The 12,605-nt window shown below is 51.1% G+C and carries 8 protein-coding genes and 6 tRNA genes; 3 read left to right on the forward strand and 11 right to left on the reverse strand.

Features of this window, described 5'->3' with window-relative positions; all coding sequences use genetic code 11:
- Positions 1-19 precede the first annotated feature (19 nt).
- Positions 20-1,204: a 2-octaprenyl-3-methyl-6-methoxy-1,4-benzoquinol hydroxylase gene (ubiF, locus tag GE278_06355; protein QLK60414.1), complete on the forward strand. Its 1,185-nt coding sequence runs from the start codon at positions 20-22 to the stop codon at positions 1,202-1,204.
- Between the two features lie 99 nt (positions 1,205-1,303).
- Here ubiF and GE278_06360 read toward each other — a convergent pair.
- The 11 genes from GE278_06360 to nagB all read right to left on the reverse strand — a co-directional run bounded on the left by GE278_06360 (position 1,304) and on the right by nagB (position 8,321).
- Positions 1,304-1,378, reverse strand: a tRNA-Gln gene (locus tag GE278_06360).
- Between the two features lie 52 nt (positions 1,379-1,430).
- Positions 1,431-1,507 (reverse strand) — tRNA-Met (locus GE278_06365).
- A gap of 91 nt (positions 1,508-1,598) precedes the next feature.
- Positions 1,599-1,673 (reverse strand) — tRNA-Gln (locus GE278_06370).
- Positions 1,674-1,738: 65 nt separating this feature from the next.
- A tRNA-Gln gene (locus tag GE278_06375) sits at positions 1,739-1,813 on the reverse strand.
- Positions 1,814-1,836: 23 nt separating this feature from the next.
- A tRNA-Leu gene (locus GE278_06380) sits at positions 1,837-1,921 on the reverse strand.
- Between the two features lie 8 nt (positions 1,922-1,929).
- A tRNA-Met gene (locus GE278_06385) sits at positions 1,930-2,006 on the reverse strand.
- Positions 2,007-2,234: 228 nt separating this feature from the next.
- A complete protein-coding gene (locus GE278_06390) occupies positions 2,235-3,899 on the reverse strand; it encodes an asparagine synthase B (GenBank protein QLK60415.1) in 1,665 nt (554 codons plus the stop codon).
- A 349-nt stretch (positions 3,900-4,248) separates the two neighbouring features.
- Entirely contained in the window at positions 4,249-5,001 is a 753-nt protein-coding gene (locus tag GE278_06395; GenBank protein ID QLK60416.1) for an HAD-IIA family hydrolase, read from the reverse strand.
- 57 nt (positions 5,002-5,058) lie between these two features.
- Positions 5,059-6,282 carry an ROK family protein gene (locus GE278_06400; GenBank protein ID QLK60417.1) on the reverse strand — a complete coding sequence of 408 codons (1,224 nt, stop codon included), beginning with the start codon at positions 6,280-6,282 and terminating at the stop codon, positions 5,059-5,061.
- Positions 6,283-6,302: 20 nt separating this feature from the next.
- A complete protein-coding gene (gene nagA, locus GE278_06405; protein QLK63220.1) occupies positions 6,303-7,442 on the reverse strand; it encodes an N-acetylglucosamine-6-phosphate deacetylase in 1,140 nt (379 codons plus the stop codon).
- A gap of 78 nt (positions 7,443-7,520) precedes the next feature.
- Positions 7,521-8,321 carry a glucosamine-6-phosphate deaminase gene (gene nagB, locus GE278_06410; protein QLK60418.1) on the reverse strand — a complete coding sequence of 267 codons (801 nt, stop codon included), beginning with the start codon at positions 8,319-8,321 and terminating at the stop codon, positions 7,521-7,523.
- 394 nt (positions 8,322-8,715) lie between these two features.
- On the opposite strand from nagB, the gene nagE reads away from it, so the two are divergent.
- Both nagE and glnS read left to right on the forward strand, forming a co-directional pair.
- The gene (nagE, locus tag GE278_06415; protein QLK60419.1) at positions 8,716-10,668 is read left to right on the forward strand and encodes a PTS N-acetyl glucosamine transporter subunit IIABC; all 1,953 of its coding nucleotides are present in this window, start codon (positions 8,716-8,718) and stop codon (positions 10,666-10,668) included.
- A 214-nt stretch (positions 10,669-10,882) separates the two neighbouring features.
- Positions 10,883-12,553 (forward strand): glutamine--tRNA ligase, encoded by a 1,671-nt coding sequence (gene glnS / locus GE278_06420; GenBank protein ID QLK60420.1) that lies wholly within the window; start codon positions 10,883-10,885, stop codon positions 12,551-12,553.
- The last annotated feature ends 52 nt before the right edge of the window (positions 12,554-12,605 follow it).

Here is a 12,605-nt window from a genome sequence, read left to right on the forward strand (position 1 = left end):
AATAAAAAGCCGGAATAAAATGAATAATTCTGAGAAGTTATTTGATGCAGTGATTGTCGGCGGTGGCATGGTTGGCGCCGCCGCCGCTCTGGGGCTGGCGCAGCAGGGGCTTCAGGTGGCATTAATCGAGAATGAAGAGCCTGCCGGTTTTGACCCGTCAGCGCCCGCTGACTTGCGGATTTCTGCGATTGGCTGTGCGTCGGTGCGTTTTCTCAGGAAACTCGGTGCATGGCCAGCGGTGGAGCAAATGCGCTCTGTGCCGTATCGCCGGCTGGAAACCTGGGAAGTCGATGGATCTGAGGTGAAATTTGATGCGCAGTCGCTCGGACTGCCGGAACTTGGGTTCATGGTAGAGAACCGTGTTCTTCAACGGGCGTTGTGGCAGCAGTTTGATGGCTATTCCAACCTGACCCTTTTTTGCCCGGCGAAACTGCGTCATCTTTTACAGCATGACGACAAAACCTGGTCGCTTCAGCTGACTACTGGCGAACTGCTGCATACGCAGCTGGTGATTGCCGCCGATGGTGCGAATTCGCTGGTGCGCCAGCTGGCAGGGATCGGCGTGGATGGCTGGCAATACCGCCAGAACTGCATGCTGATTAACGTCGAAACCGAAACGCCGGATCAGGATGTCACCTGGCAGCAATTTTTCCCTTCAGGCCCGCGCGCATTCCTGCCGTTGTTTGGTCATCAGGCTTCCTTAGTCTGGTACGACAGCCCGCAGCGTATCCGTTATCTGCAAACGCTGAACATGAAACAGCTGACTACCGAAGTTATGCAGGCATTCCCCGCACGCCTTGGGAAGGCCACGGCATTGTCTTCGGGCGCTTTCCCGCTGGTTCGCCGTCACGCGCAACGTTATGTCTTACCGGGGCTGGCGCTGGTGGGGGATGCAGCCCATACCATTAATCCGCTGGCAGGTCAGGGTGTAAATCTCGGTTACCGGGATGTCGAAGCGTTGCTGTCTGTACTGGAAAAAGCACGAGAAAGTGGTGAGGCATGGAGCAGCGAGAAAGTATTGCTGCGCTATCAGTGTCAGCGCCGTCTGGATAATTTGATGATGCAAAGCGGGATGGATTTGTTTTATACCGCCTTCAGCAATGATTTAGCGCCGGTGAAAATGTTGCGAAATCTGGCGCTGATGACCGCCGAGCGGGCCGGTGGCCTGAAAACCAAAGCATTGAAATACGCACTGGGGATTTAATGAAAAAAGGCTGACGTTAAAAAACGATCAGCCTTTTTTGAATCTGTCTTTAAACCGCAGAAAAGCAAAAGGCCCGAATAAATTCGGGCCTTTCTAATGTGGCTGGGGTGCCAGGATTCGAACCTGGGTATGCTGGTATCAGAAACCAGAGCCTTACCGCTTGGCGACACCCCAATGGTGTTTCTTACTTCTTTCTACAACCAGCTTAGAATGCAAAGTTGTAAAATGGTGGCTACGACGGGATTTGAACCTGTGACCCCATCATTATGAGTGATGTGCTCTAACCAGCTGAGCTACGTAGCCAAATTTTACTGATTTACTTCAAAACTTCAAGCACTAATTTAACTAACTTAATAATAAATTTCAAGTGCTTACCAACTAAAAGAGAGAAGTATGGCTGGGGTACCTGGATTCGAACCAGGGAATGCTGGTATCAAAAACCAGTGCCTTACCGCTTGGCGATACCCCAACAGTACAACTTCTTCAAACCGGGTTTTCCTCCCTCACACATCTAAGACGTGACGAGAAAAGAAATGGCTGGGGTACCAGGATTCGAACCTGGGAATGCTGGTATCAAAAACCAGTGCCTTACCGCTTGGCGATACCCCAACTGTGCTGCCGATGTCCGGAAATGGTGCGGGAGGCGAGACTTGAACTCGCACACCTTGCGGCGCTAGAACCTAAATCTAGTGCGTCTACCAATTTCGCCACTCCCGCAAAAAAGATGGTGGCTACGACGGGATTCGAACCTGTGACCCCATCATTATGAGTGATGTGCTCTAACCAACTGAGCTACGTAGCCATCTTTTTTCGCGCTACCTTCATCGGCGTTGCGGGGCGCATTATGCGTATATGACCGTTTTGCGTCAACACCTTTTTTGGAGAAAAAGCCCTGACAGCGTCCATTTGTCTGGCTTATAACCACTCTGGTGATTAATTGGGCAAAAGACATTATTTTTACTGGCTTTACAGATAAAAAAATGGGCCATAAGAGGCCCATTAATGAGGGGGAGATTAACCCGATAATCGGTTATTTATAGGCAGACTGATGAACGCCTACTGCACGGCCAGAAGGGTCGTCCATGTTTTTGAACGCTTCATCCCACTCAATGGCTTTCGCGGAAGAACAGGCCACTGAAGGACCGCCAGGGACGCATTCTGCGGCGCTTGGTACCGGGAACAGCTCCTCAAAGATTGTGCGGTACAGGTAGCCTTCTTTGGATGTTGGCGTGTTGTACGGGAAACGGAAATGTGCAGTTTCAAGCTGTTGATCGGTGATCTGCTGAGAGGCCACTTCTTTTAACGTATCGATCCAACTGTAGCCCACGCCGTCTGAGAATTGTTCTTTCTGACGCCATGCGACGCTGTGCGGTAAATAAGACTCGAAACATTCACGCAGGATATGTTTTTCCATCTTGCCGTTGCCACACATTTTGTCTTTCGGGTTCAGGCGCATAGCCACGTCGAGGAATTTTTTGTCCAGGAACGGTACGCGCGCTTCCACGCCCCATGCGGACATCGCTTTGTTAGCGCGCGCGCAGTCATACATGTGTAAAGCAAGAAGTTTGCGTACAGTTTCTTCGTGGAATTCTTTCGCGTTTGGCGCTTTATGGAAGTACAGGTAACCGCCCAGCACTTCATCAGCACCTTCGCCGGACAACACCATCTTGATACCCATCGCTTTGATTTTACGCGACATCAGGTACATCGGCGTTGACGCACGAATAGTGGTCACGTCGTACGTTTCGATGTGATAAATCACGTCGCGGATAGCATCCAGACCTTCCTGCACGGTGAAATGGATTTCATGGTGCACTGTGCCCAGATGCGTGGCGACTTCCTGTGCAGCGCGCAAATCCGGAGAACCTTCCAGACCGACGGCAAAGGAGTGCAGCTGCGGCCACCAGGCTTCGCTTTGATCTTTATCTTCGATGCGGCGACCGGCAAATTTCTTGGTAATCGCAGAAATCACCGAGGAATCCAGACCACCGGAAAGCAACACGCCGTAGGGCACGTCAGACATCAGGTGACTTTTTACGGATTCTTCCAGTGCGTCTTTCAGCGCTTTGGCATCAGTGACGTTGTCTTTGACGTTGTCATAATCGAACCAGTCGCGGTGATAATATTCGCGGATCTCGCCGTCCTGGCTCCACAGATAGCTGCCTGCCGGGAACTCTTTGATGGTGCGGCAAACCGGCACCAGCGCTTTCATTTCGGAAGCCACATACATGTTGCCGTGTTCGTCGTAACCCATGTACAGCGGAATGATGCCCAAATGGTCGCGGCCAATCAGATATGCGTCTTTTTCTGTGTCATACAGAATGAAGGCGAACATGCCTTGTAGTTCATCGAGGAAGTCGTGACCTTTTTCCTGATACAGCGCCAGAATAACTTCGCAGTCAGACGCGGTCTGGAATTCATACTTGTCACCCAGTTCAGCGCGCAGTGCCTGATGGTTGTAAATTTCACCGTTAACGGCCAGAACGTGGGTATGTGCTGCGTTGTACAGCGGCTGTGCGCCGTTGTTGACGTCGACAATCGACAGACGCTCGTGCGATAAAATCGCTTTATCGCTGGCAAATACGCCGGACCAGTCTGGTCCGCGGTGGCGCATCAGGCGCGAAAGCTCCAGCGCTTTTTTGCGCAGCTCGACGGAGTCAGTTTTAATATCGAGCACACCGAAAATTGAACACATAAGTCTTTCTCCCTAACGTTTCTCTGGCTGTCATTTTTATGAGGGTCAACGTTGCCGTTCTTTCTGTTTTAGTCTGGCGATGTTGCGTTGCTGACTATGAAAATGCGTCAAAACCCCCATGCTGTGCAAGCGGTTTAACACTCTTCTGAGAAATAGTATGTTGAGAGGGGTGAATCTTTAGCGAATTATCAGTTTAATGATAAAATTATTGATGAATCGTCATTTATATCGCGAAAAATTGAGAGGGCTGCAAAAAATCAAGAAAGTGGATATAAAACAATCAGCAAAACGAAAAAAAACGAGCCAGAACAGGCGTCCTGGCTCGTTTTCAAAGGCTTAACAAACGGCGTTAAATGATGTCGATATCGGCAACCGAAGGATAAATCCACGTCGGGCGGAAAGGCATCCCCTCGATATCGTTCAGTGTGGAAACGCCGGACAGCACCAAAATGGTTTCTAAACCCGCCTGAAAACCGGCCAGAATGTCGGTACGCAAATTGTCGCCGACAATCACTGTGCCATCGGAGTGTGCCTGCATTTTATTGAGGGCAGAGCGGATGATCCACGGGCTAGGTTTACCGACATAAAACGGTTTGCGGCCAGTGATTTTTTCGATAGGTGCACAAAGTGCCCCACAGGCCGGGGTAAATCCGTGGCCGTGATTATCTGGATTTGTCGCGATAAAGCGTGCACCGTTGGCGACGAAGAAGGCGGCTTTATGGATCATGTCCCAGTTGTAGGAACGGGTTTCGCCAACAATCACAAAGTCAGGATTGATGTCCGTAATGGTGAAACCTGCTTTATACAGTTCGTGGATCAGCGCACCTTCGCCGACGACGTAGGCTTTCTTGCCTTCCTGACGTTTCAGAAAATCAGCGGTGGCCATTGCCGAGGTAAAGAAGGCGCTTTCCGGCACATCCAGACCCGCCGCGCTAAAGCGGTTCGCCAAATCTTGCGCGGTCTGGGAAGGGTAGTTGGTGAGAATGACCAGAGGCATTCCCTGTTCCTGAATACGGGCGAGAAACTTGTCTGCGCCTGGGACTGCGGTGTTGTCGTGCAACAGCACGCCATCAATGTCACAGATTACATTCTTTATCGTCATGATTTCTAAACCCACTTTTCCAGCTCCATTTCTGGCAGCCAAAGACTATAGCACGTCTTAATTTTCCAGCAGACGCTGTAAAAGAACGCCGTTAAGCATCGCGCGTTTAACCAGCGCAAAGGCGCCAATCGCTGACTGATGGTTCAGTTCGGAGGTCACCACCGGCAAGTTGCGGCGGAAATCCTTCAGCACCTGGGCATTGATACAGTTCTGAATAGCGGGCAGCAGCACCTTATCGGCCTCGGTAATTTCACCGGCGATCACCACTTTCTGCGGATTAAACAGGTTGATGGCAATAGATACTGCTTTGCCCAACTGACGCCCGACGTGATCGATAACTTCCGTGGCCAGCGCATCGTGGCGGTTCGCCGCTTTACAGATGGCGGTAATCGAACAGTCATTGAGGCTGAGCTTGCTGGCATAGCCCTGGGTCAGTAGGTGGCGCACACGGTTTTCGATGGCAGCATTAGCGGCGACGGTTTCCAGACAACCGAAATTCCCGCAGTGGCAGCGCTCGCCCAACGGGTCTATCTGAATATGGCCGATCTCGCCCACGTTACCGTTGCTGCCGAGGAAAATCTGGCCGTTGACGATAATCCCGGCACCTGTTCCGCGATGTAAACGAACCAAAATGGAGTCCTGGCAGTCACGGGTTGCACCGAAGTAGTGCTCGGCAAGTGCCAGGCTGCGGATATCGTGGCCGACAAAACTGGTCACTTTGAACCTGGCTTCCAGCGCATCCACTAGCTTCCAGGCACCCACGCTGATGTGCGGCATGTAGCGAACGATGCCTTTATTCGGATCGACTAAGCCAGGAAGGATGACGGAAATGGCAATCAGCTCGCGAATTTTGCGCTGATTCATCTCGATAAATTGCGCGATCGATTCAAAGAGTGCGTTCTCTAATGTTTCCTGAGTGCGTTCCGGCAGGGCATAATGTTGTTCGGCCAGTGATTTGGCGCTCAGATCGTAAAGCGTGATGGTCGCGTCATGACGCCCTAAACGCACAGCAATGGTGTGAAACGGGCGGGCTTCGGTGATGATAGAAATTGCGCGACGGCCACCGGTGGACGCCTGTTGCTCCACCTCTTTTATCAGGCCGCGCTCAAGTAACTGTCGGGTAATTTTGGTAACACTGGCGGGCGCTAGCTGGCTCACGTCAGCAATCTGAATACGTGAAATGGGCCCCTGTTGATCAATCAGGCGGTAAACCGCCGCGCCGTTTAACTGCTTAACCAGATCAACGTTGCCGATTTGTGCCTGCTGTCCGCCAGTTGTCATCAATACTTTTATCCGCTCAATTAAACTTCGTCACCGTTAACGATAGTTTTTGTGATTTTAAAATCATGAGTGAACGCGGTGAGGTTGGCGACTTTACCTGCTTCGATGCTGCCTAAGCGGTCATCGAAACCAATCGCGCGTGCCGGATAAAGCGATGCCATACGCAGCGTTTCATCCAGAGCGATTCCGACATGTTCGACGCTGTTTTGAACCGCTTCGATCATGGTCAGCGCTGAGCCGCTCAGTGTTCCGTTCTCGTCCACACAGAGTCCATCACGGTAGTATATTGTTTTACCGGCAAAAATGAACTCATCAATGTTCGCACCCGCTGGCGCGGTAGCATCGGTGACCAGCACCAGCTTTTCGCCTTTCAGTTTTTTCGCGTTGCGGATATTTGCCCAGTCAACGTGCAGACCATCGGCGATGACACCGGTATAGACTTCTGGCGTATCGAAAATTGCACCAATCAGGCCAGGCTGGCGGCCGGTAATGGCAGGCATTGCATTATAAAGGTGCGTAGCAAACGAGATCCCGGCGGCAAAACCTGCGCGCGCCTGCTCATAAGTTGAGTTCGAATGACCCGCTGACACCACAATGCCTGCATCACGCAGCTGGCGAATGTATTTAGCATCGACCTGCTCGGGCGCGAGGGTAAGTTGGGTAATCACTTCGGCGTTAGCACACAAGAAATCAATCATCGCGCTGTCCGGCAAGCGGATAAAGGCCGGATTGTGGGTGCCTTTTTTCACCGGGCTCAGATACGGCCCTTCGAGGTGCAGACCCAGCGCCTGATTTGGATATTTATCCAGATAGGTGCGCATGACGCTGATACCGTGTTTCATGTAGTCATCACTACAGGTGATCAACGTCGGTAAGAAACTGGTACAGCCGGATTTTTCGTTGGCTTTCTGCATAATTTCTAACGTTTCTACGGAAATAGCTTCCAGAGAATCGTTGAACTGCACGCCCCCGCAACCGTTCAGTTGCAGATCGATAAATCCGGGGGCAAGAATGGCACCGTCCAGACTGCGGGTTTCCACATTTGCCGGCAGCTCGCTGACCGGACAGACACGTTCGATTTTGCCATCGGCAATCACGACCGCGTGGTTGTCCAGAACGTCGTGACCGGTATAAATCCGGCAATTAATTAAAGCGTACATCATGCCCCCATTCCCCTTCATTCTTCGAGCCGCAGCCAACGCAGCTGCGACTCAAATGATTTTTGGGATTCAGTTAAATTAAAGATTCTTCATGTTTTCCGCTTCTAACTCGCGGAAATATTTAACAGTTTTGACTTTCAGTTCCATGGTGGAGGGTTCGTCACACACCATTACGGCTTTAGCGTGAAGTTGCAGACAACTGATGGTCCACATGTGGTTAATGTTACCTTCCACCGCCGCTTCCAGAGCCTGTGCTTTCGCGTGACCGGTAACCAGAATCATCACTTCTTCTGCGTCCAGTAGCGTACCCACCCCAACGGTCAGGGCGTATTTTGGCACCTGAGACACATCGTTGTCGAAGAAACGGGAGTTCGCTATACGGGTCTCATGTGTCAGCGTTTTGATACGCGTACGTGAGGCCAGTGAAGAAGCCGGTTCGTTGAAAGCAATGTGGCCGTCGTTGCCCACGCCACCCATGAACAGGTTAATTTTGCCGTAAGATTTAATTTTTGCTTCGTATTGACGACATTCTTCGTCAATATCTGGCGCGTTACCATTCAGCAGGTTAATGTTTTCGCTTGGAATATCAACGTGATCAAAGAAGTTTTTGTACATGAAGGTATGATAGCTCTCCGGGTGTTCCTGCGGCAGGCCAACATATTCATCCATATTAAAGGTCACGACGTTTTTGAAGCTAACCTGGCCTGCTTTATGCATAGCGATAAGGTGTTTGTAAGCTTCGAGCGGGGTTCCACCGGTAGGAAGGCCCAAAATGAAAGGACGTTCGGCAGTCGGTTTGAAGGCATTGATACGTTCAACGATATGGCGCGCAGCCCATTTGCCAACTTCAGTGGTGGTGTTTAAAGGAATAAGTCTCATCACGTACCTCTAGTTTCAGAATATTGAATATACTGTTCATACCCTTAGTCGTGAATGCCGGCTTCGGATATACGTAGACAAAGCTAAAGCAAAGTTCTTCGATTCAAAGGCGGTCTTGTTAAGCGTAAACCACCGTGAAAGTTTATGGCTGGCACAATACCGTCTAGATTTTTTTAATAATAAAATAAGTTTTGTGTGTTGACCAGTACGATGGCATGTTATCACCTCTTTTTGGTGACAATTATCACAAAAAGAGAGGTTTTAATTTGCGATACGAAATAATCTTTTTACACTCGCAGTGCAGTCGGTTAAATCAGACCAGTAAAGAGTAAAGGTAGTAACCATACTAATTAAACTACTTAGGTGATTCGCCTGACGGCGGATAGGGGGAAATGTGAATATTCTTGGATTCTTTCAGCGTTTAGGCAGAGCGCTACAGCTGCCGATAGCCGTACTACCGGTCGCTGCATTATTGCTGCGCTTCGGTCAGCCTGATCTTCTTAACATGCCTTTCATCGCGCAAGCCGGTGGCGGGATTTTCGATAACCTCGCATTAATCTTCGCTATCGGTGTGGCGTCGAGCTGGTCTAAAGACAACGCGGGTGCGGCTGCATTAGCTGGCGGTATCGGTTATTTCATCCTGACCAAAGCGATGATCACCATCAACCCGGCCGTTAATATGGGCGTGCTGGCAGGGATCATCACCGGTCTGGTCGGCGGTATGGTTTACAACCGTTGGTCTGATATCAAACTACCTGACTTCCTGAGCTTCTTCGGTGGGAAACGTTTCGTTCCTATCGCAACCGGCTTCTTCTGTCTGGTTCTGGCCGCGATTTTCGGTTACGTCTGGCCTCCGGTGCAGGATGCAATCCGTGCAGGTGGTGAGTGGATCGTGGGCGCTGGCGCATTTGGTGCGGGCATCTTCGGTTTCGTTAACCGTCTGCTGATCCCAACCGGTCTGCATCAGGTTCTGAACACCATCGCATGGTTCCAGATTGGTGACTTCACCAACGCTGCCGGCACCGTATTCCACGGTGACATCAACCGCTTCTACGCGGGTGACGGTACCGCGGGGATGTTCATGTCCGGCTTCTTCCCAATCATGATGTTCGGTCTGCCAGGTGCGGCATTTGCCATGTACTTTGCAGCCCCTAAAGAACGTCGTCCATTGGTCGGTGGTATGTTGGTTTCCGTGGCGGTGACCGCGTTCCTGACCGGTGTGACCGAGCCATTAGAATTCCTGTTCATGTTCCTCGCTCCATTGCTCTATTTAGTGCATGCCATCCTGACCGGGATCAGCCTGTACGTTGCAACGGCTCTGGGTATTCACGCAGGCTTTTCCTTCTCTGCGGGCGCCATCGACTATGCGTTGATGTACAACCTGCCAGCGGCAAGTAAAAACGTCTGGATGTTGCTGGTGATGGGTGTTGTGTTCTTCATCATCTACTTCGTTCTGTTCAGCGTAATTATCCGCATGTTCAACCTCAAAACGCCGGGTCGTGAAGACGACACTGAAAATATGGGCGCACCGGAAGCGAACAGTAATACTGAAGAAGGCCTGAACCAGCTGGCGCGAAGCTACATCGGTGCACTGGGGGGTTCTGACAACTTTAAAGGGATTGATGCCTGTATTACCCGTCTGCGTCTGAACGTGAAAGATGCCGGCACCGTGGATGATGCGGCGTGTAAACGCCTTGGCGCATCCGGTATCGTTCGTCTCAACAAACAAAGCATTCAGGTTATCGTGGGTGCAAAAGCCGAATCTCTGGCAGATGCTATGAAGAAAGTGATTGCCCGTGGCCCGGTTGCCGCAGGTGTGGCGACTGCCGCGCCGGTTGTCACTGCCAAAGCTGCGCCTCAGGCGGTGCCAAATACGGTGAAAGCCGTAGTGGAAACACTGGTCTCCCCGGTCACCGGTGATGTTGTGGCGCTGGATCAAGTCCCTGATGAAGCCTTCGCCAGCAAAGCTGTCGGTGACGGTGTTGCCATCCGCCCGACCGGTAAAACCGTGGTATCGCCAGCAGCGGGTACTATCGTTAAAATCTTCAATACCAATCATGCCTTCTGCCTGGAAACCGTTTCTAGTGCTGAAATCGTAGTTCATATGGGGATTGATACCGTGACGCTGAACGGTCAGGGCTTTACCCGCCTGGTCGAAGAAGGCGCGACGGTCACTGCCGGTCAGCCTGTTCTGGAACTGGATCTTGATTATCTGAACGCCAATGCGCGCTCAATGATAAGCCCCGTTGTGGTCAGCAATATCGATGATTACACCGGTGTTATCTCTCTGGCCAGCGGTTCCGTTGTAGCCGGCCAGACCAAACTGTTTGAGATTCAGGGCAAATAATCTTTTTTCTCTGAGTAAAGTGGTTTCACAGAGCACTGTTTTAAAAAGGCAGTCAGAACGGGAAGAGAGCGATCTCTTCCCGTTTTTTATTGTTTTCGGACAGCCCGTAAAGGGATAACCACGATTTTATGCAACTAACGGTTGTTTCCCGACGTGGCTTGTTGGAACATAAGCGGTTATCCGTAGAGGCAATGTTGCGTAGAGGAATTGCACAATGAGTGAGGCTGAAGCCCGCCCAACAAATTTTATCCGTCAGATTATTGATGAAGATCTGGCGACCGGGAAACATACTACCGTTCACACCCGTTTCCCGCCTGAGCCTAATGGCTATTTGCATATCGGCCATGCGAAGTCTATCTGCCTGAACTTCGGTATTGCGCAAGACTACCAGGGACAGTGCAATCTGCGTTTTGACGATACTAACCCGGCAAAAGAAGACATCGAATTCGTTGAGTCGATTAAGCACGACGTCCAGTGGCTGGGCTTCGACTGGAGCGGTGATATTCATTACTCTTCAGACTATTTCGATCAACTGCACGCGTACGCGCTGGAACTTATCAACAAAGGTCTGGCTTACGTCGACGAACTTTCTCCAGAGCAAATCCGCGAATACCGTGGCTCGCTGACTGCGCCGGGCAAAAACAGCCCGTACCGCGATCGCAGCGTGGAAGAAAATATCGCGCTGTTCGAAAAAATGCGTAACGGTGAATTTGCTGAAGGTGCAGCCTGCCTGCGAGCTAAAATCGATATGGCATCGCCATTCTTCGTAATGCGCGATCCGGTCATCTACCGTATTAAGTTTGCCGAACATCATCAGACCGGCACAAAATGGTGCATCTATCCAATGTACGATTTCACCCACTGCATTTCCGATGCGCTGGAAGGGATCACCCATTCACTGTGTACGCTGGAATTCCAGGACAACCGCCGTCTGTATGACTGGGTGCTGGATAACATCACCATTCCATGCCATCCGCGTCAGTACGAGTTCTCCCGTCTGAATCTTGAATATTCAATCATGTCCAAGCGTAAGCTGAACTTGCTGGTGACAGATAAGATTGTAGAAGGGTGGGATGACCCGCGTATGCCGACGGTTTCCGGACTACGTCGCCGTGGTTATACCGCGGCGTCTATCCGCGAATTCTGCCGTCGCATCGGCGTGACCAAGCAGGACAATAACGTCGAAATGATGGCGCTGGAATCCTGTATCCGTGACGATCTCAACGAAAATGCACCACGTGCCATGGCCGTGATCAACCCGGTTAAAGTGATCATTGAGAACTTCACCGGTGATGACGTGCAAATGGTGAAAATGCCGAATCATCCGAGCAAACCGGAGATGGGCACCCGCGAAGTACCCTTCACCCGTGAGATTTACATCGATCAGGCTGATTTCCGTGAAGAAGCGAACAAGCAGTACAAACGTCTGGTGCTGGGCAAAGAAGTTCGCCTGCGCAATGCGTATGTGATCAAAGCGGAACGCATCGAAAAAGACGCGGAAGGGAATATCACTACCATCTTCTGCTCTTACGATATTGACACGTTGAGCAAAGATCCCGCTGATGGCCGTAAGGTAAAAGGCGTGATCCACTGGGTTTCTGCCTCAGAAGGTAAACCGGCAGAATTCCGCCTGTATGACCGCCTGTTCAGCGTTGCGAACCCAGGACAGGCCGAAGATTTCCTGACAACCATCAATCCGGAATCTCTGGTGATTTCACAGGGCTTCGTTGAACCATCTCTGGCCGCTGCTCAGGCAGAAGTCAGTGTGCAGTTCGAGCGTGAGGGTTACTTCTGTGCCGACAGCCGCTATTCAAGCGCTGAGCATCTGGTTTTCAACCGCACCGTCGGGTTGCGCGACACCTGGGAAAGCAAACCTGTCGCCTGATTAAAATATCACGTCTGACTCAACGCAGCTTCGGCTGCGTTTTTTTATGCCG

Source organism: Enterobacteriaceae bacterium Kacie_13, from assembly GCA_013457415.1.
In the GTDB taxonomy this organism is placed as follows: Bacteria; Pseudomonadota; Gammaproteobacteria; order Enterobacterales; family Enterobacteriaceae; genus Rahnella.